Consider the following 19,157-nt stretch of genomic DNA (forward strand, 5'->3'; position numbering starts at 1 on the left):
TTTGTTTCTTTATCCTCTCGGTAGATCTCCACCTGCTGTCTTTAGGTGCAAAGAGATCATGGACATCATTCACTACGCCGACTCCGGTTGGTCAATCATTCCACCCCTGCTGGCCGTCGCCCTGGCGATCCTGACCCGCCGCGTCCTGCTGTCGCTGGGGGTGGGCATAGTCACTGGCAGTCTGCTGCTGAACCAATTTTCTCCCCTCGATTCCCTGCATTACATGTTGAACACAGTGCTCAAGATCTTCTGGGTCGACGGTGCACTCAACCGTGACAACATCAATATGCTGCTGTTCATGCTGCTGCTGGGCGGGCTCATCAGCTTGATGAGCGTTTCCGGTGCGACCCGGGCCTTCGCCGAGTGGGCCGCCAAGCGCGCCAAGACCCGCAAGGGGGCCAAGACGCTGACCGGCATGATGGTCTTTGCCTTCTTCATCGATGACTTCTTCCACAGCCTGTCGGTGGGGGCCATCTGCCGTCCGGTGACCGACCGCTTCCAGATCTCCCGCGCCAAGCTGGCCTACTTGCTGGACTCCACCGCCGCACCGGTCTGCGTGCTGATGCCCATCTCCTCCTGGGGTGCGTATATCATCGCCCTGGTCGGCGGCATCATGGCGGCTCACGGCATCACCGGGCAGAGCCCCATCTCCGCCTTCGTCGAGATGATCCCGATGAACCTCTATGCGGTGTTCACCCTGATCATGGTGCTGGTGGTGATCGCGTTCCAGCTCGACATCGGTCCGATGCGTCAGCACGAGCAGTGGGCGCTGGAAGGCAAGCTGTGGGATGAGTCCAAGGGGCGCCCCATCGGCCTGGACATGGAGAGCCCGGAGGAGAGCAACGGCGGCATGATCGACATGGTACTGCCGATCCTGACCCTGACCGCGGCCACCGTCTATTTCATGATTGACTCCGGCGCGGCCGTGCTGGCTGCCAATGGCGAGCCGTTCAGCGTGCTCGGCTCGTTCGAGAATACCAACGTCGGCTCGTCTCTGGTATATGGTGCTCTGTGCAGCCTGGTGGTCTCCATCGGTCTGGCCATGCGTCTCAAGCTCGGTGCCAAGAACTGGATCAAGGCTGCGCCGCAAGGGGTCATGGCCATGTTGCCGGCCATCAACATCCTGCTGTTTGCCTGGACCATCGGCGCCGTGGTGCGTGACGTCGAGACCGGCAAGTACCTGGCATCGCTTGCCAACGGCAACCTGCCCATCGAAGTGCTGCCTGCCGTGGTCTTTATCCTCTCCTGCGCCATGGCGTTTGCCACCGGCACCAGCTGGGGCACCTTCGGCATCATGCTGCCGCTGGCCGGCGACATGGCGGCAGCCAGTGACATCACGCTGATGCTGCCGATGCTGGCCGCCGTGCTGGCCGGTTCCGTGTTCGGTGATCACAGCTCGCCCATCTCCAGCACCAGTATTCTGTCGGCCACCGGTGCCGGCTGCCACCACATCGACCACGTGATGACCCAGCTGCCCTATGCCCTGGCCATCGCCTTTGGTGCCGCCCTTGGTTATCTGGTGATGGGGCTGATGCACTCGGTGCTGGCAGGCTTCAGCGTCAGTGCGCTCTGGTTCGTCATCTTCTCCAGCTACCATTTGCGCAAGGCAAGGTCCCAAGCGGACCTGGCCATCGCATAAAAAGAACAAGGGGCCGCCAGGCCCCTTGGTTTTGTTGGGGGCTTTGGTTAGCATGCGCCCCATAAATTCAGTTTCGGAACAGTATCATGGCTTCACTGCACTACAAGTTTGCCACCATGAATTCAGGCAAATCGACCCAGCTCATTCAGGCGCACTTCAATTATCTGGAGCGGGGCATGCATCCCTTGGCCATGACACCCGCCATCGACGACCGCTTCGGGGTCGGGGTGATCAGTGCCCGGGTGGGGCTGGAGCTGAGAGTCGAGGTGTTCAGCGATAGCTGCGATCTGTTCGAGATGGTAAAAGCCCGCCATGCCGAGCGGCACATCGACGTGTTCATCGTCGATGAAGCCCAGTTCCTGACCAAGGAGCAGGTCTATCAGCTGGCCCGCATCGTCGACGAGCAGGACATTCCGGTGATCGCTTACGGCCTCAAGACCGATTTTCGCGGCGAGCTGTTTCCCGGCTCCTACCACCTGCTCTGCCTGGCCGACAAGTTCGAGGAGCTGAAAAGCATTTGCTGGTGCGGCAACAAGGCGCACATGAACTCCCGGGTCAATGAAGCCGGCCAGGTGATGCGTGATGGCGAGCAGGTGGAGATCGGCGGCAATGATCGTTATGTCTCCCTGTGCCGCAAACACTATCTGGAAGGGCGGGCCTTCAAATAACCTCCTCTTCATCGCGATGAGTGGATAGAAAAAGGCGCCAATCTGGCGCCTTTTTTGTTGCTGGCGGTTCAGTCAATCTCGATGTCGACGGGGGCTATGATGGGATCGGCCACCGGCAGGCGGTGGAACAGCTGACGAAAGTGCTGCTGGACCCGGCCGATATCCACCAGCGACATGCCGGAGGCGAAGCCGAACCAGACGTAGAGGCCGGTGAGATCGCGAAACATGGTAGGCAGATAACGGGGCGCGCTGATGAGCCCCTCCAGATAGTGCTGATAGAGCACCGGGATGTCGTCCAGGGTCACCTTGCCGACAAACAGCATGGGCAGAATCTCGGGCACCCCCTCCAGCACGGCGCTGCGGATGAAGTTGACCGTCTCCACATAGCCCTTCACATAGGAGAGATCCTTGGTGAAGCAGGCGCCCCCCTCGACCATGCCGCCGCGAAACACTCGCTGGGTGATCTTGTAGGCGTCGTGTTCGCTGGTACCCTGGCCGACGAAGTGCTGGAACACCTCGATGAAGTCGGCGCCACGCTCCGCCATGTCGATGGCCATCACCCGATCCGAGATGCGCTTGGCCCGGTCTGGAAACGAGCTGAAGGTGAGGGTTTCTATCAGCACCGCCAACCCCTCCTGACAGGCGGTGATGCGCGGCGAGCCGGCACTGAGCCAGGTGGCATAGGGTTGTTGGCGGCCGTTGAGGGTGGTGCCCACGTGCACCCAGCCCTCATGGACCTCCAGCACCTGCAGATCCAGCTCGGAGAAGCGGGCGTGGGAGTTGAGCTTGATGTAATCGCCGCCGGCCGCCGCGTCCGAGACGATGCCATCGCTCAGCTTGACCTGCACGGTGCCGTCACTGAAATAGCTCGACAGCTTGCCCTGCAATTTGGCCACCGCCGCTTCCCCCTCGAACTCCTTGGGGTAGGGGCGGACCAGGTGGCGGGCGCCAGGCAGGGAGAAGATATCGCACAGCCTCGCGCCCAGCTCCTTGAGGGTCTTGCGATCACCGCGCAGGTGATCGCCGGCCGAACCGTACAGCAGCTGGCTGTAGCGCAGAAAATCCGGTTGGCCGCGCTGGCGCAGCATCTCGATGACCACCATGTATTGATCCACCGTCTCTTGCAGGATGCGGCCAAGCTCGTCCTGGGGGCCGAGCCGGCGGCGGATCCTGTCCCGCAGCTCCTTGAGCTCCAGATACTTGTTGCGGGGATCGAAGCCGAGGGGGAGGCCATCATAGAAGGCCTTGTCGACGGCCGGCAGCGTATGTCCTCCACTGGCCAGAAAGTCGGCCTGCAGGTGACGGGGCCACTTGATGGCATCCAGAATGCGGATGGGCTTTTGCAGGATCAAGAGTTCATCCGAGAGGGATTTCAGATGCAGGCGGTACTTTTCTTGGATGGTCATTTAGCCCCCTGTGGGGCGAGTGTGGCGCTGGAATGGGCTGAGTATATGCAGGCTGCTTGCCAAAAAGAAGCGAGGCGTATGCTTATCCGGCCAGTGCGCTTTTGGTTGCCGGAAAATTGGTTTAGACTGCGCCCCTTGATCCCAATTGTGTCGTGGAAATGATGAATATCCCCAGCTCCGAAATGATAATGCGTTGGTTGCAGCAGGCTCGTATCGAGCACTACGTCTGTGATCAGTGCCACGGTATCCACATTGTCTCTCTGCAGTCCGTCGAAGGCATTCAGGAGAGCCGGATCTTCGTCGAAGAGGAAGGGCTGCTGTTTTCATCCGAGCTGGAGGTGCGTCCCTCCGCCTTGCTGCCGCTGGTGGCCGAACTGGGTCGTCTCAACATGCAGTACCCGTCGCTTAAGGTGTTCCTCGACATCATCGATGACAACCTGCCGCGTCTGGTGGTGGGCCACACCGTCTTCACCAAGGCCGGTCTGTCGGTCGAGCAGTTCCTGCTGTTCGTTGAAAGCACCATCGCCACCACCCATGAAGTGGTCTCCGAATGCGAGCGGTTGGGCTTCCTGAATCTGCCGGAAATCCAGGTTGCGCCGGAGTCTGTGCACTGATTTGTGCGTTAAATGTGCGAACGGTTCGCCTGATGCAAAAAGCCGTTGACGCCGGCGGGGCTTTCCCCTAAATTACGCCCCGTTCCAGCGCAACGGCGCAGCGAACACCGTGCTGGCTGAGCACGTTAAACAACAGACCAAAATTTGGTGAGGTGTCCGAGTGGCTGAAGGAGCACGCCTGGAAAGTGTGTATACGGCAACGTATCGAGGGTTCGAATCCCTCCCTCACCGCCAAATAAAGTAAAAGGGCCTGTCGCAAGACAGGCCCTTTTACTTTATCCGGTGACGGGCGGCGCGGTTCGGGCCCAGGTTCGACAGGCGGGCAGGATAGTCCGCCTGGACGGCCAGAGGCCGCCCGCAGGGCGAGCGCTATGGATGGCGCGAGTCAATCCCGGCCCAACGTGCAGATTGAAAAACCGACCTGATGGTTGGTTTTTTGCTTTGGGGAAGAATTATCCGTTCATGTCGAAGAGAGGGGTGAGAACCGTCACCGGGTTCGAGCAGAGCAGCTTGCTGCGATGAAGATGAAGGATCGCAGGCCGCCCCGAAGGGGTGAGCCACGCAGTGGCGAATGATCCTTCCCTCATCGCCAAATAAAGTAAAAGGGCTTGTCGAAAGACAGGCCCTTTTACTTTATGGGCTGAAGACAGCCCGGTTCTGACCCAGGCTCGACCTGCGGGCAGTGTAGCCCGCCTAGACGGTCACAGCCCTCCTGCAGGGCCGGCGTCGGGGATGGCGAGGATCAATCCTGACCCATTTGCCCAATTTAAAGCCCGACCTGATGGTCGGGCTTTTGCGTTTCTGGCCAGTGATTATCTGCCGATGCCGATGCCGATGCCGATGCCGATGTCGAGGGTAAGGGGCATTGAGCCCAAGCCATGTAGTCAGTTCGATGCCGGGTGACGCTGTGCATGGTGTCTTGGCTTTATGCAGAGGAAGGTTGCCAAGCTGTCTCCTTTCGTTGAGCAGTGCGCTCACCACGTCGCCTCTCTTCTTCCTTATTACGCTGGCGCCAATAGGTCTGTTTTTCGAAGACTTCCTGGCGCGCTTCTTTCTATTTCTCTCTGCCTGTGGTGAGAGTCTTTGGTCGCCCACGCTTTGATTGGTCAAGTGCCTTTCTTCAGTAAGTGATCGCTGGGTAATAGGTGAGGGGTAGGGATAAACTCTGCTCTGCGCAATGGATTGCCATTTATTCAGTGATTGGTGCTGGTTGTGCAAGAGCGGGTAGTTTTATGTGCCAACTACGCAACTTGTTGCGCTGTATGGCGGCGGGATAAGTAAGGGTTTATTTTAATTGTTTGTTTTTTAACGAAAAAACTGTTTGGCATGGTCACTGCTAACGGATTCGGTCGAGTGTCATTACCGTTCAACCAATCAGGAGCATACCCATGCCAACTCCATGTTATATCAGCATCGAAGGTAAAACCCAGGGCAACATCACCGCCGGTGCCTTCACTTCCGATTCCGTCGGCAACATTTTCGTGCAGGGTCACGAAGACGAGATGCTGGTACAAGAGTTCCAACACGTTGTGACTGTCCCGACTGACCCGCAATCTGGTCAGCCTGCTGGTCAGCGTGTCCACAAGCCGTTCAAGTTCACCGTTGCGCTGAACAAAGCTGTACCGTTGATGTACAACTCGCTGGCCTCCGGCGAAATGCTGCCGAAAGTGACCCTGAAGTGGTACCGCACCTCCGTCGAGGGCAAGCAGGAGCACTTCTTCTCTACCGTGCTGACCGATGCCACCATCGTTGACATCGACTGCCAGATGCCCCACTGCCAGGATCCGGCGAAGTCTGACTTCACCCAGCTGATCCAGGTCTCTCTGGCCTACCGCAAAATCGATTGGGAACACACCGTTGCCGGCACTTCCGGTGCGGACGACTGGCGTGCGCCGATCGAGGCGTAACTTGCCCATCAGGGGCACTGCGTGCGGTGCCCCTTGTTTTCCTCACCCATAGCCCGTTGCTTTCAACCGAGTCAGCTAGTTTCCCCCTCATTTTTCTTATGTCCGTTTGCCTGGTGTGAGCGGGTACAAGAAAAAATCCGGGTTTACGTCTTGCCGCACGCCGTCAAGGGCGTGCGGTAGCCATGGTGTCAGAAAAACCGGGGCGATGGCGGATCTCTCACCCGGGGCTTGCAGTGCCCCGCCTGATGGGGCTACACGACATCTCAGAGGCGCTCAGCGATGGCAGACAGCACAGGATTACAATTTACCGTCAAGGTGGGGGCCCTGCCCGAGAGCACCTTCGTGGTGGCCGAGTTTGCGCTGGATGAAGCGCTCAACCGGCCGTTCAACCTGCGCCTTGAGCTGGCGAGTGCCCAGCCCGACATCGACTTTGGTGCCGTGCTGGACCAGCCGTGCGAGCTGCTGGTGTGGTACAACGGCGAGCTGCAGCGCCGGGTGTGCGGGGTGGTCAGTGACTTCGCGCAAGGCGACAGCGGTTTTCGCCGCACCCGCTATCAGCTGCTGGTGCAGCCGGCCCTGTGGCGACTATCTTTACGCCAGAACTCCCGCATCTTTCAGGCGCAAAAGCCCGATGAAATCCTCTCCATCCTGTTGCAAGAGCACGGCATCACCGACTATGCGTTTGCCCTCAAGAACGAGCATGCCAAGCGGGAATACTGTGTTCAGTACCGGGAAACCGACCTCGATTTCGTGAACCGCCTCACCGCCGAAGAGGGGATGTTCTACTTCCACGAGTTTGAAGCGGGCAAGCACCGCATCGTGTTTGCCGATGACGCGGCCGCCCTGACCACCGGCCCAGAGCTCTTTTTCAATCTCGGCAACCGTTCGCTGGAGCAGGGGCCCTATGTCCGTCAGTTCCACTATCGGGAGGCGGTGCGCCCCTCGGATGTGGAGCTCAAAGACTACAGCTTCAAGACCCCTGCCTATGGCCTCTCCCACAAGAAGGTGGGGGCGGAGCTAGAGCATCAACGGGATACCTACCAGCATTTTGACTACCCGGGCCGCTACAAAGAGGACCCGAGCGGCAAGGCGTTTGTCCAACATCGGCTGGATGCGCTGCGCAATGACGCGGTGGCGGGCCAGGCTAAGTCCAACTGCGCGGCCTTGCTGCCGGGGCAAAGCTTCTCGCTGACCGAACACCCCAACGGCAGCCTCAACACCGACTGGCAAATTGTGCGCATCCAGCACACCGGTTTGCAGCCGCAGGCGCTGGAAGAGGAGGGGGGCAGTGGCCCCACCGTCTACCACAACGAATTTGGCGTGGTGAAAGCCAGCACCACTTGGCGAGCGCGTATCGGCAGCCCGGAAGCCCCTCACAAGCCCATGGTGGATGGGCCGCAAATCGCCATGGTGGTGGGCCCCGACGGTGAGGAGATTTACTGCGACGAGCACGGCCGGGTGAAGCTGCAGTTCCCGTGGGACAGATATGGCAGCTCCAACGACCAGAGCTCCTGCTGGGTGCGGGTCTCGCAAGGCTGGGCCGGTGGTCAGTACGGCATGATGGCCATCCCGCGCATCGGCCACGAGGTCATCGTGAGCTTTCTGGAAGGGGACCCCGACCAGCCCATCGTCACCGGCCGCACCTATCATGCCACCAACCGGCCGCCCTACGAGCTGCCGGCCAACAAGACCCGCACCGTGCTGCGCACCGAGACCCACCAGGGTGAAGGTTTCAACGAGCTGCGCTTTGAAGACCAGGCGGGGCAGGAAGAGATTTACATCCACGGTCAGAAAGACCTGAACGTGCTTATCGAAAATGATGTCGCCTGGCACATCAAGCACGACCAGCATACCGATATCGACAATGAGCGGGTGACCCGTGTCAGGAAGGTACCGGGTGAGGAGGGGGCCCCACCCAGTCTTGGCAACGACCATCTGACCGTTGAAGGAGAGAAGCGGGACCATATCAAGGCTGACTACTCGCTGAGCGTGGATACCTCCATGCATCAAAAACTCGGTCAGAGCTGGCTCACCCAGTCGGGGCAGGAAGTGCACGTAAAAGCCGGTGCCAAGGTGGTGCTGGAAGCGGGTTCTGAGATTACCGTCAAGGTCGGTGGCTGCTTTATCAAGGTCGATGGCGGCGGTGTCACCCTGGTCGGCCCCACCATCAAGATGAATTCGGGTGGCAATGCAGGCTCTGGATCTGGTTGGGCTGGCAAGGTACCCAAGAGCATCGAGGGTATGCTGGACAGCCCTCACACACGCTGGATGAAATTTTATCACCTCGACTCCGAGCTGATGCCGCTGGCGGGCACCCCATACAAGGCCGTGCTGAGCGATGGTTCGGTGCGGGAAGGCACGCTGGATGGTGAGGGCATGGCGCTGCTCGAGGATGTGCCTGCTGGCACCGCCTCAGTGACCTATGACCTGCAGGACACTTTTGCCGATCTGCCCCGTGAATCCATCTCGGCCCTCACCGGCCATCTCGACAGTCTGAGCGACGAGGGCTGATATGTTCGGTAACGATCTGTTTGAACAGCTCTATGACCACCTGGATCAGGCGGTGTCTGGTGGCGCGGCCTATGTCAAACAAAGTGCAGAAGCGGTAAAAAAGGGGGTTGCTTCCAGCCTGCAGTGGATTTGGGAGGCCCTGCAGGGTGACTTCAACCCCAATCAAAGTGCAGGACAAATCGCTGCCAATGCGGTACTGGGCCTCATTCCCGTGGTCGATCAGGTGCTGGATTGCCGCGATCTGATTGCCAATGCCCGGGATATTTCCCGTGATCCCAAGCAGCCGGATAAGTGGGTTTTTCTGAGCTTTACCCTGATTGGTCTGATCCCGTCGCTGGGCTCAGCCCTCAAGGGGGTGTTGAAGATAATCTTCCTGTTTGTCCGCAAGGCGGGTGGGGATGCCACCAAGGCGATCAGACCCGCAATGGCGCCCGTGCTGACGTTTCTCAGTGATCCCAAGGTCAAGAAAGTGCTGGGTATCTCGCGCCTCGACAAGGTGCTGAAAGGATTTGCCGGCCAGATCCGTGGGCTGAGAGGACAGATTGCCGTCAGCGTGCTGCTGGGTTATCTGAATGATGCAGTCAAGTCACTGACCAGTTTGATCGGCAAGATAAAGGGATTGGCTCCTGCTTCAGTCAGGATCTGGCTTGAGCAATCCCAGCGTCTGGTGTTGCAGATGCAGTCACAGGCGGGTCAGATGCTGCCTGTCGCCATGGGGCCCGTGCTCAAATCCCTCGATGAGATAGCCGCGGGATTGGAGAAAGAGGCGGTCAAGCATACCCCTGGTTACAAGGCCGTGCCCGGTGGGGCCGTTATCCACTCGCTGCCGGACGATGTGGTCAAAGTGGATCTCAAGATCCTGAGCCGCTCGAAGAAAGGGATTTATGGTGAGATCATCAGCGACAACTGGATGGCAAATCACAAGTTCGAGAACCTGTTGCCAGAACATCGCCGGGTACGTAGCCTGAATGACAAGCCCAGAGGGCGGGGCATCGATGGTATCTACAAGAATACCAATCCTCCTCCTCCCTACGTGGTGACCGAGACTAAGTTTCGGACGGCAGGGGGGGAGTATATTGACGAGGATGGCACCAAGAGCACCAAGCTGTTGTCGATGACCAAGGGGTCGGGCAAGCAGATGAGCAATTTGTGGATAGAAAGGCGATTACCGGATGAAATAGCAGATAAAAAACTATTGGCGGATATCAGAAAACAAAAATATGAATCTTGGTTGATGATCGTCGATGAGTCTGGTGAGGTGATTCAGATCACCAAGCTGAATAAGAATGCCGATGCTATCGGTACTATCCCGGTCAAGTAGGAGTAGAGAATGAGTTCGTTTATTGAGCAGCGTCGAGATCCACTATTATCTGAGGATTTCTTCTTGGTTCAGCTAGAAGACTACAAAGAATCGCTCTATTTTGACCAGGAGTGGTGGAGTTGGATAAATGATCCTCACCATGAACGCTGGAGTGACCCAGCAGGATTGCCTACTCGCTCTGGTGCCAGTGCGGGCATGTTTATGGATAATCTTGAACATCTGATCTTGCTTTATTCTGGCGGAGTCTCTCATGAAGAGGTTATTGCTCAGCTAGGCGTCGTCACTAAAGAGTTTTTACGCCATAAAAAAGAGTTTCCAGATGAACAGTTTTATTACTGGGAGCAAGATGCTTATCAATATCTGCTCTGGATGTTCTCATTAAGCATCCTCTATGGCCAGGATGAGATATTGCCCGAGTTGGTGCGTTATATCAGTAAGAATCCGGAAGGGGACGACGACCCGCTGTGGAGCGTACTGTTGGCCCGCCTGGGTTATCCTGGCTTCCCTCGAGGTCCAGAATCCTATATTCCAGAGGTGTACCGCCCGCTATTTGATGCCATCAAGGGAGATGGTGTGAATCCCACCAAGGTTGAGCGTCAGGTGAGCATCAAGCAATATCTCAAAGGATGGTACAAGGGGTGTAAAGAGTGCTATTGGCACGACAGGCACAAGGCAAAGCATGCCATCTACTTTGGCTATTGGGCTTTTGAAGCGGCGCTGGTCACCCTGCTTTATGAGCTGGATGACAGCAGCTATCGAGACATGCGCTATTACCCCAAGGATCTGGTGGATTATGCCAGAGCCAATGGTATTGCAGAGAAATGGCAGGCATTGCGAGTAGCCCAACATCCTATTGCCATGCCGGGTTCCGTGGTGGAGCAGGATGGCAACTGGCGCTGCAACCTGACCGATGAGCAGTGGCAGCTTCGCAAAGGGCAGCGCTTACCTTCCCAAACCCATGTCAACAAGGATGATATGTTGTTCTGGGTACAGGAGTAGTCCGCAGTGTATCGATCATGCATTGCCTGCGTGATCGATACATCGCGAACCGAACATCGTTTTGGTGCTGCCGTGGTATTGCTTGGCCTCTTTGGCTCTGTATGAAAAAATCGAGAAAGAAAGGTGAAGGCGATAAAAAAACTATTTCTGCTCCTATCCGTCATTATCTTGTCACCCCTGTTGATTCCCATGGTCTATGTCGAAAGACGAAGAAAGAAATGGCTTCTATCAATTTTACTATTTCCTCTGCCTGAAGAGATCAGAGTCGGCAGATTGAACGCGCTGATGAATACCCATACCGATGAGCTACAGGGGGGCATTGTGTCAGCACTTGTTGAATTCAACTCTGATGAGCATTGGGTGTGTCTCAATATTGACTGGCGAGACGTCGAGGAAGTTGAGTTGCAGGGCAACGCATTGGCGGATATTCATGGTATCAAGGAACATTTTATTTTATCCGAACCGGGTGAGGATACATCGGTTTGGCACATGTTGGTGCTTTATGACTTATGGCTGCAAGCGCGAGGATATGAAGTCGTGCTTTGGGATATAGATGCAGATCAATATACAGGGTTTATTTGTCGAACGGATGTTCTCGATAAACTGTTAAACGAGGGGCGCAAGCTGGGTTTGGCTATGGTCAAGCTGGATCATGTGAACGAGCAATAAGATTATTGGGCGCCATGGGCATGTCCAGAATAAGTTCTATTTAAAAGTTGATAAGCAATAGAGAGTCTATCTGGTTGTAAGCAAGCATTATGTACACAACTACCCTTCCATCTTCATTATTTTCAGATACAAACGATGACATACCGCACATTATGTTTGGTACTGGCGAGCCATTGGCTCGCCGCTTGTACCACTACGACGCCACAGACTGAATCCGATCTCATTCAAGCCGCTCAGCAGGGCCAAGGCAAGGCGCAATATGAGCTGGCCAATCGTTTGGCGGCCAAGCCGGATTATCCCGAGGCGATGCGCTGGATGAAACAGGCGGCCGAGCAGGCGGGCCCCCTGGCGGCAGATGCTGACATGCGGGGCAAAGCTGCACTGCAGGTGGGGAACTGGTATCAGGCTGGTCTGGGGGAGCCCAAGAGCCCCAAGCAGGCCAGTGGCTGGTGGCAGCGCTCGGCCAAGTTGGGGAATCCGGATGCCAGTTATCGGCTGGGGATGGAGTGTCGGCAGCAGCACAAGGGCAAGCTGGCCAATGAGTGTCTCGACTGGTTCGAGCAGGCGGCCCAACGCGATCATGCGAGTGCCCAGTTGATACTTGGACAATGGTATGCAGGTCAGGTGGGATCCTATGAGGAAGCCGTCAAATGGCTGGAGAAAGCCGCCGAACAAGGCAATCGGGATGCCCAATTCCAGCTTGGCACTCGCTATGAGCAGGGAAAAGGGGTGAGCAAGCGCCCCGATCTTGCCCTGCGCTGGTATGAGAAAGCCGCCGCTCAGCAGCAACCGGATGCCTTGCTGATCCTGGCACGCAAAGCTGCACCTGAGGAGGCGTTCAGTTTCTATCAGCGGGCTGCCAATGCAGGGTCTGCGCCAGCTCAACTGTGGCTGGGGCAGGCTTATCTGGCAGGAGAAAAGGTCGTTCAGGATCTTGCCTTGGGTCGTTATTGGCTGGAGCTGGCTGCTGGCAATGGTTCTCATGAAGCCGAATATCAGTTGAGCCTGCAACAGAGCGATGCCGCAGGGCGAGAGCATTGGTTGACGCGTGCCGCAGAAGGGGGATTGAGCCAGGCTCAGCTGGCATTGGCGCAATGGCAGCAAGAACGGGGGGACCTTGTGACCGCTCGTCAGTATTTTGCACTGGCTGCAGCACAGGGTAACGTCGATGCCCGTTATGCCTATGGCGAGATGCTGCGGTTGGGATTGGGCGGCAAGGAAGATTATGTGCAGGCGCTCAAACAGTATCGATTGGCTGCCAATGCCCAGCACAGAATCGCCCAATATCGCATGGGGATCATGCGTGAACAGGGGCTGGGAGCACCACGCAATAGAGTGCATGCTTATGCATGGTATTTGTTGGCGGCAACAGATGGTAATCAAGCGTCTGTCAACGCCCGTGATGAACTGGAAAAAGGCATGACGGAAAAAGAAAAAAGTGTTGGACAAAAATTGGCGCAGCATTGGTTTTTACAACAGAAAAATCAGCTGGAATTGTTGCCTGGTTAAGTAGAGGAATTACCTTTCAATCTAGGAACTCATCTTTTCAATGATGTCATTACGATGGCAATGCATTGTTTTCTTGGTTTTTCAATGAGTTCTGGTTAGCTGATGAAAGCTACTTATCATGTCCTTTCATGTAATGGAATCCTATTGTGTGCTGTCGCGGCACAGTTTGACGCATGAATGGCATTATATTTTAGACAGTAAGTGACGTATTGAGTCGTTAATGATGAAAAATAACATTTTTAATTGTTGAAAAGTGAAATTATTTTCTGATATTTGATGTGGATAATATGCCACAAATGTTTGTTTAGATTTGCAAATCCCTGTAACGCACTGTTTTTGTTGTGTTTTTTATTTTTGTTTTGCTTGTTTTATTAATGGCTTATTGACGGATTATTGCCTGTGAATATACCATCTGCCGCAAATGGCGCCTTAAGCCAATATGACCTCTAACAAAGAGTAGAGGCACTTCGGGTTGTATAAATACAAACGTGAATATTATGTTTTTGATTATTAGAGCTTTGCTCTATTCATATCAAAAGCATATCTGTTGGCCTGTGGACTTTCCTTGCGATATCCACCCATATCGTCAACTGTCATTTTTGACAGTTGTTGGTTAATCCATCGGCTATAAGCTTTTGGGTCTCTGTAGATCCATAACTTGGTATTTAGAGCATGGGAAAAAATATCGATGGCGCCACCGTTGCGCCCAAAGAACGTATCAATATAAAATATGTACCGGCGACCGGTGGGCAGCAGGGAGAAGTTGAACTTCCGTTGACCATGATGGTAGTCGGCAATATGAAGGGCCGTACCGAAGACACCCCGATCGAGGAGCGTCAGACCGTCTCCATCGACAAGAATAATTTTTCGTCCGTCATGAAAGAATCCGCACTGGAACTGAAGTTTTCCGTTCCCAATCGTCTGGAAGAGAACAGCCAGGATGCATTGCCGGTTTCGATCAATATCCAGTCTCTGGAAGACTTCACCCCTGACCGCGTGGCCCAGCAAATACCTGAGCTGCGCAAGCTGCTGGAGCTGCGCGAAGCGCTGGTTGCCCTGAAGGGGCCGCTGGGGAATATTCCTGCCTTCCGCAATCGTTTGCAGGATCTGCTGTCCAGTGATGAAGCTCGTGAGCAGCTGCTCAAAGAGCTGGATTTGATTAAGCCTGCCGAGTGATCGCCGGGTTGGATTGACTGAACGAGAAGGGAACAAACATGTCTTTGGTCGAAGAACAGGTTCAAGCGGGGGCGAGTGCCGCCTCCTCGTCCTTGCTGGACGAAATCATGGCGCAGGCCCGCATTACCCCGGTGGATGAGGGCTACAGCGTCGCCAAGCAGGGCGTTGCAGCCCTGATCGCCAACATTCTGGACAGCGGCACCACCAGCGATCCGGTCAACAAGGCGCTGGTGGACAGCATGATTGTCGAGCTCGACAAGAAGCTCAGTAAGCAGATGGACGTCATCCTGCACGCCAAGGAGCTGCAGGAGATGGAATCCTCCTGGCGCTCCCTGAAGCTCTTGGTGGATCGCACCGATTTTCGCGAGAACATCAAGATCCAGGTGCTGCATGCCACCAAGGAAGAGCTGCTGGAAGATTTCGAGTTCTCACCCGAAATCACCCAGTCCGGCCTCTACAAGCATGTCTATTCCAGCGGTTATGGTCAGTTTGGTGGCCAGCCGGTGGGGGCCGTGATCGGTGATTATGCCTTCACCCACAGCGCACCCGACATCAAGCTGATGCAATACGTCAGTGCGGTGGGTGCCATGGCCCATGCGCCTTTCATCTCCTCTGTGGCGCCATCCTTCTTCGGCGTCGACAGCTTTACCGACCTGTCCTCCATCAAGGATCTGAAATCGGTATTCGAAGGGCCGGCCTATACCAAGTGGCGCGCCTTGCGTGAGTCGGAAGATGCCCGTTATCTGGGACTGACCGCACCGCGCTTCCTGGCGCGTCTGCCCTACGACCCGACCGAAAACCCCATCAAGGGCTTCAACTATCAGGAAGACATCAGCTCGGACCACGATCACTACCTGTGGGGCAACACCGCCTACCTGATGGGGACTTCCCTGACCGACAGCTTCGCCAAGTATCGCTGGTGCCCGAACATCATAGGCCCGCAGAGCGGTGGCGCCATCCACGACCTGCCGGTGCACGTCTATGAGGCCATGGGTCAGCTGCAGGCGAAGATCCCGACCGAGGTGCTGATCACCGATCGTCGCGAGTACGAACTGTCGGAAGAGGGTTTCATCACCCTGACCATGCGCAAGGACAGCGACAACGCCGCCTTCTTCTCCGCCAACTCGGTACAAAAACCCAAGGTGTTCCCGAACACCAAGGAAGGCCGGGAGGCCGAGACCAACTACAAACTGGGTACCCAGCTGCCCTACATGTTCATCATCAACCGCCTGGCGCACTACATCAAAGTGCTGCAGCGCGAGCAGATCGGCTCCTGGAAGGAGCGTCAGGATCTGGAGCGTGAGCTGAACAGCTGGATCCGACAGTTTGTCGCAGACCAGGAAAACCCGCCGGCAGAGGTCCGCAGCCGCCGTCCGCTGCGCGCTGCGCAGATCAAGGTGCTGGATGTGGAAGGGGAGCCGGGCTGGTATCAGGTCGCCATGGCCGTGCGTCCGCACTTCAAGTACATGGGGGCGAGCTTCGAGCTCTCTCTGGTAGGTCGTCTGGACAAGGAATAAGGCCCGATGCCGCATCTCTCTTCTTGGGATAGAGGAAATGCGGCCAGCCTGTTTGATCGCATCCGGGGGGAGGGGCTTGGCTCCTCTCCCCGCTCGGAGTCTGAGGAACTGATCGCATCTGTCAAACGGCAGCTCGAGCAGGTTCTCAACACCCGCCCCGGCAATTGCCGTAGTGCACCCGATCTGGGGGTCATCGATCTCAATGACGCCACTCAGGGCAGTGCGGATATCAAGGGGCGGATCCGGGAGGCGATCCGGCAATGCATCCGTCGTTATGAACCGCGGATCGTGCATGTGGATGTTCGTTCACCCGACTATCAGGCGAGTCCGCTTGAGATGTCGTTTCAGGTGACGGCCCACGTGCGGCTGGAGCATATCGAGCAAGTTACCTCGTTCAACGTCCATATGGACAGTCACCGTCACTACCGCATGGTTTGATCAATGTCGCTGGAACATTACTTCAGGGATGAACTGGCATTTTTGCGCCTGCAAGGGCGCGAATTTGCCGACGCCTATCCCGAGCTCACCCGCTTTCTGTCGGAGCAGAACACCGATCCCGACGTGGAGCGCCTGCTGGAGGGATTCGCCTTCCTTACGGGCAACCTGCGCGCCAAGATTGAGGATGAGTTTCCCGAGCTGACCCACGGTCTGCTCAACATGCTCTGGCCCAACTACCTGCGTCCCGTGCCCAGCATGACCATCATGCAGTTTTCGGTCATTCCGGGGGCCATCGCCCAGCCGGCGCTGGTCAGGCAAGGCTGCCAGCTCGACAGTCTGCCGCTGGACGAGGTGACCTGTCATTTCCAGACCTGTCACGATACCTGGGTCTATCCGGCCGATATCCGTCATATCGCTGCCCAGAGTGGCAACGATCTCTCCACCATCTCGCTGGATATCGCCCTGCATGCCCCTCTGCCGCTCAGCGAGTTGCAGCTGGACAAGCTGCGCTTCTTCCTCGGTGGTGACAGCTACACCGCCTATGAGCTCTACTTCTGGCTCTCCAACCAGCTCTCCCATATCGAGCTGGAGATCGATGGCAAGCGTTTTCGCCAGGAGGCCAAGGCCCTCAAATCGGTCGGCTTCGAACGCGATGACGCGCTCTTGCCTTATCCGAACAACGTCTATTCCGGCTACCGGATCCTGCAGGAGTACTTCTGCTTCCCGGAAAGCTTCCTCTTCTTCGAACTCTCCGGTGGTGAGTGGCCCAAACAGCCGCTGCCAGTGAGCGAATTCAAGGTGCACTTCTGCTTCGACCGGCCGCTGCCGGCGGAGCTCAAGATCCGGCCCGACTCCTTCATGCTCAACTGCGTGCCGGCCATCAACCTGTTCCAGCACGACAGCGAGCCGGTCAACCTCAACGGTCGTCAGGCGGAGTATCCCCTCAAGGCGAGCTATCGTCATGCCGACAGCTTCGAGATCTTCTCGGTGGATCAGGTGGAGGGCTGGGTCGAGGGGAACCTCGGCCGCTCCCGCGGCACGCCGCGCATCTATCAGCCGTTCGAGAGCTTCCAGCACCAGATCGAGCGGGCCAAACAGCGGCTGGCGCTCTACTACCGGGTGCGGGTCAAGGAGGCGGTGAGCGGGGATGGTTTCGAGCACAGCCTCTCGTTCGTGCGCGGGGATGAAACCACCACGGTCGAACTGGATGAATCCATCTCGGTGACGCTCACTTGCACCAACCGCTCTCGCGCCGCCCGTCTCAAGGTGGGCAGCGTCTGCGTGCCGACCGGCAGCTCGCCCTCGTTTGCCACCTTCCGCAACCTGATCCGGCCGACCCGGCCGCTGCGCCCGGCGCTGGACGGCAGTCTGCACTGGACGCTGATTTCCAACCTGTCGCTCAACTATGTCTCCCTGCTGCGCCGCGATGCCCTGGTGCAGGTGCTGCGCACCTACGATTTTCCGGCGCTGCACGACAAGCAGGCCGAGCAGGCCTCGCGCAAGCGGCTGGCGGGGATCGAGGAGATCGAGACCAAACCGGTTGACCGGCTGGTGCGCGGCATGCCGGTGCGGGGGCTCAAGTCGGTGCTCTCCATCCGCCAGTCCGCCTTTGGCAGCGAAGGGGAGCTCTATCTGTTCAGTACCGTGCTGGCCCACTTCTTCTCGCTCTATGCCAGCGTCAACGCCTTCCACCTGCTTGAGGTGGTCAATCTCGACAACAAGGAGCGCTACCAATGGCCAGTCCAGATCGGTCAGCACTCCCTGATGTGAACGCCGCCCGGGAGGCGCCCCGCTTCAATTTCTTCCAGCTGGTTGAGCTGCTCAACCGGCTCGATGGCGCCGATCAGGAGCGGGGGCTCGACTACCTGCCGGGTGACGAGAACATCCGCTTCAAGGCGACCGCCTCTCTGGGGTTCCCCACCAGCGACGTGCTGCAGATTGGCCGGGACGGGCAGGGGCGCCACGAACTGGAGGTGGCCTTCCTTGGCCTGCACGGCAGCCAGTCGCCGATGCCCGGTTATTACCTCGATTCGCTGGCGTGGGAGTACGCCCAGGGGGAGCAGAAGCTCGGCCTGTTTCTGGACTTCTTCCATCACCGTCTGCTGACCCTGCTGCACCGGATCTGGCGCAAGTATCGCTACCACGTGCGGTTTCAGGACAACGGCGAGGATGGCTTCTCCCGTCTGATGTTGGCCCTGGTAGGGCTTGGCAACGAGGCGGTCTGCCAGAGCCTGCCGGTCAACCGGGCCAAGATGCTCTCCTATGCGGGCATGCTGGCCAGCCCCAGCCGCTCCCCCGAGGTGGTGGCCGGTCTGGTGGCCCACTGCTTCGATCTGGCCGACGTGCAGGTGAGTGCCTGGCAGTGGCGCAAGGTGCCTATTCATCAGGATCAGCAAAATCGCCTCGGCGGCGCCTGCGCCACCTTGGGGAGCGATTTTGTCATCGGTGACAAGGTGAACGACTGTGCCGGCAAGTTCTTGTTGAAGATCAACAACCTGAGCTTTGGCCAGTTTCTCGGCTTTCTGCCGAACGGGGAGCACTTCCACGCCCTGGTGACCTTTGTCTCCTTCATCCTGCGCGATCAGCTGGCCTGGGATCTGCGCCTGGGGTTCGGCCAGGAGCAGGCGAGGGGACTGAGGCTGGGGGAGGAGCAGAGTGCCCGCCTCGGGTGGAGTACCTTTCTCGGCCAGCCGCCGAGCGATCCGTTCGTGACCATCTGCGTGCAGGAATAAGTGCAGACATCAGCAGCGCAGAAAATTTAACTACAGGAATCAGTGCAGGAG

General features: G+C 57.2%; 15 protein-coding genes, 1 tRNA gene and 1 other RNA gene. 16 read left to right on the plus strand and 1 reads right to left on the minus strand.

Features of this window, described 5'->3' with window-relative positions; genetic code table 11:
• The first annotated feature begins 58 nt into the window (after nt 1–58).
• Together ACPW75_RS06465 and ACPW75_RS06470 are read left to right on the plus strand one after the other, a co-directional pair.
• Complete coding sequence (locus tag ACPW75_RS06465) at nt 59–1,639, plus strand: Na+/H+ antiporter NhaC family protein (RefSeq protein ID WP_011705702.1); 1,581 nt, start codon at nt 59–61, stop codon at nt 1,637–1,639.
• Between the two features lie 86 nt (nt 1,640–1,725).
• Nucleotides 1,726–2,307, plus strand: a complete 582-nt coding sequence (locus tag ACPW75_RS06470) for a thymidine kinase (RefSeq protein ID WP_011705703.1) — start codon at nt 1,726–1,728, stop codon at nt 2,305–2,307.
• A 68-nt stretch (nt 2,308–2,375) separates the two neighbouring features.
• On the opposite strand, the gene ACPW75_RS06475 is transcribed toward ACPW75_RS06470, so the two are convergent.
• Nucleotides 2,376–3,713, minus strand: a complete 1,338-nt coding sequence (locus ACPW75_RS06475) for a flavohemoglobin expression-modulating QEGLA motif protein (RefSeq protein ID WP_077096916.1) — start codon at nt 3,711–3,713, stop codon at nt 2,376–2,378.
• Nucleotides 3,714–3,871: 158 nt separating this feature from the next.
• On the opposite strand from ACPW75_RS06475, the gene ACPW75_RS06480 reads away from it, so the two are divergent.
• The 14 genes from ACPW75_RS06480 (at nt 3,872) to tssG (ending at nt 19,106) form a co-directional block, all read left to right on the plus strand.
• Complete coding sequence (locus ACPW75_RS06480) at nt 3,872–4,327, plus strand: YbjN domain-containing protein (protein WP_029301206.1); 456 nt, start codon at nt 3,872–3,874, stop codon at nt 4,325–4,327.
• Between the two features lie 146 nt (nt 4,328–4,473).
• Nucleotides 4,474–4,561: transfer RNA gene (locus ACPW75_RS06485), tRNA-Ser, on the plus strand.
• Nucleotides 4,562–4,783: 222 nt separating this feature from the next.
• Nucleotides 4,784–4,919: non-coding RNA, RtT sRNA (locus tag ACPW75_RS06490), on the plus strand.
• A gap of 796 nt (nt 4,920–5,715) precedes the next feature.
• On the plus strand, nt 5,716–6,234 hold the full coding sequence (gene hcp1 / locus ACPW75_RS06495) for a type VI secretion system effector Hcp1 (protein ID WP_010634822.1): 519 nt from the start codon (nt 5,716–5,718) through the stop codon (nt 6,232–6,234).
• Nucleotides 6,235–6,513: 279 nt separating this feature from the next.
• Nucleotides 6,514–8,745 (plus strand): type VI secretion system effector VgrG, encoded by a 2,232-nt coding sequence (vgrG, locus tag ACPW75_RS06500; protein WP_252410918.1) that lies wholly within the window; start codon nt 6,514–6,516, stop codon nt 8,743–8,745.
• Between the two features lies 1 nt (nt 8,746).
• The gene (locus ACPW75_RS06505) at nt 8,747–10,066 is read left to right on the plus strand and encodes a hypothetical protein (protein ID WP_077096912.1); all 1,320 of its coding nucleotides are present in this window, start codon (nt 8,747–8,749) and stop codon (nt 10,064–10,066) included.
• A gap of 9 nt (nt 10,067–10,075) precedes the next feature.
• On the plus strand, nt 10,076–11,065 hold the full coding sequence (locus ACPW75_RS06510; protein ID WP_077096910.1) for a PoNi-like cognate immunity protein: 990 nt from the start codon (nt 10,076–10,078) through the stop codon (nt 11,063–11,065).
• A gap of 123 nt (nt 11,066–11,188) precedes the next feature.
• Nucleotides 11,189–11,734 carry a DUF6630 family protein gene (locus ACPW75_RS06515; protein WP_077096908.1) on the plus strand — a complete coding sequence of 182 codons (546 nt, stop codon included), beginning with the start codon at nt 11,189–11,191 and terminating at the stop codon, nt 11,732–11,734.
• Between the two features lie 135 nt (nt 11,735–11,869).
• Nucleotides 11,870–13,243 (plus strand): tetratricopeptide repeat protein, encoded by a 1,374-nt coding sequence (locus ACPW75_RS06520; RefSeq protein ID WP_077096906.1) that lies wholly within the window; start codon nt 11,870–11,872, stop codon nt 13,241–13,243.
• Nucleotides 13,244–13,915: 672 nt separating this feature from the next.
• Nucleotides 13,916–14,419, plus strand: a complete 504-nt coding sequence (gene tssB / locus ACPW75_RS06525; protein WP_011705712.1) for a type VI secretion system contractile sheath small subunit — start codon at nt 13,916–13,918, stop codon at nt 14,417–14,419.
• A 38-nt stretch (nt 14,420–14,457) separates the two neighbouring features.
• A complete protein-coding gene (tssC, locus tag ACPW75_RS06530) occupies nt 14,458–15,936 on the plus strand; it encodes a type VI secretion system contractile sheath large subunit (RefSeq protein ID WP_043163044.1) in 1,479 nt (492 codons plus the stop codon).
• 6 nt (nt 15,937–15,942) lie between these two features.
• A complete protein-coding gene (gene tssE / locus ACPW75_RS06535; RefSeq protein WP_011705714.1) occupies nt 15,943–16,374 on the plus strand; it encodes a type VI secretion system baseplate subunit TssE in 432 nt (143 codons plus the stop codon).
• A gap of 3 nt (nt 16,375–16,377) precedes the next feature.
• The gene (gene tssF / locus ACPW75_RS06540; protein WP_011705715.1) at nt 16,378–18,144 is read left to right on the plus strand and encodes a type VI secretion system baseplate subunit TssF; all 1,767 of its coding nucleotides are present in this window, start codon (nt 16,378–16,380) and stop codon (nt 18,142–18,144) included.
• Nucleotides 18,108–19,106, plus strand: coding sequence for a type VI secretion system baseplate subunit TssG (gene tssG, locus ACPW75_RS06545; protein ID WP_077096904.1), 999 nt, complete (start codon nt 18,108–18,110; stop codon nt 19,104–19,106). Before tssF ends, tssG begins: the two co-directional genes overlap by 37 nt.
• Nucleotides 19,107–19,157 lie beyond the last annotated feature (51 nt).

Origin of the sequence: Aeromonas sp. FL131 (genome assembly GCF_049860615.1) — a bacterium.
Classification (GTDB): Bacteria; Pseudomonadota; Gammaproteobacteria; order Enterobacterales; family Aeromonadaceae; genus Aeromonas; species Aeromonas hydrophila.

What these genes read in the sequence shown, in the direction of transcription:
- ACPW75_RS06465 (WP_011705702.1), top strand. Translation starts at nt 59, where the DNA reads ATGGACATCATTCACTACGCCGACTCCGGTTGGTCAATCATTCCACCC.
- ACPW75_RS06470 (WP_011705703.1), top strand. Translation starts at nt 1,726, where the DNA reads ATGGCTTCACTGCACTACAAGTTTGCCACCATGAATTCAGGCAAATCG.
- ACPW75_RS06475 (WP_077096916.1), bottom strand. Translation starts at nt 3,713, where the DNA reads ATGACCATCCAAGAAAAGTACCGCCTGCATCTGAAATCCCTCTCGGAT.
- ACPW75_RS06480 (WP_029301206.1), top strand. Translation starts at nt 3,872, where the DNA reads ATGATGAATATCCCCAGCTCCGAAATGATAATGCGTTGGTTGCAGCAG.
- hcp1 (WP_010634822.1), top strand. Translation starts at nt 5,716, where the DNA reads ATGCCAACTCCATGTTATATCAGCATCGAAGGTAAAACCCAGGGCAAC.
- vgrG (WP_252410918.1), top strand. Translation starts at nt 6,514, where the DNA reads ATGGCAGACAGCACAGGATTACAATTTACCGTCAAGGTGGGGGCCCTG.
- ACPW75_RS06505 (WP_077096912.1), top strand. Translation starts at nt 8,747, where the DNA reads ATGTTCGGTAACGATCTGTTTGAACAGCTCTATGACCACCTGGATCAG.
- ACPW75_RS06510 (WP_077096910.1), top strand. Translation starts at nt 10,076, where the DNA reads ATGAGTTCGTTTATTGAGCAGCGTCGAGATCCACTATTATCTGAGGAT.
- ACPW75_RS06520 (WP_077096906.1), top strand. Translation starts at nt 11,870, where the DNA reads ATGACATACCGCACATTATGTTTGGTACTGGCGAGCCATTGGCTCGCC.
- tssB (WP_011705712.1), top strand. Translation starts at nt 13,916, where the DNA reads ATGGGAAAAAATATCGATGGCGCCACCGTTGCGCCCAAAGAACGTATC.
- tssC (WP_043163044.1), top strand. Translation starts at nt 14,458, where the DNA reads ATGTCTTTGGTCGAAGAACAGGTTCAAGCGGGGGCGAGTGCCGCCTCC.
- tssE (WP_011705714.1), top strand. Translation starts at nt 15,943, where the DNA reads ATGCCGCATCTCTCTTCTTGGGATAGAGGAAATGCGGCCAGCCTGTTT.
- tssF (WP_011705715.1), top strand. Translation starts at nt 16,378, where the DNA reads ATGTCGCTGGAACATTACTTCAGGGATGAACTGGCATTTTTGCGCCTG.
- tssG (WP_077096904.1), top strand. Translation starts at nt 18,108, where the DNA reads ATGGCCAGTCCAGATCGGTCAGCACTCCCTGATGTGAACGCCGCCCGG.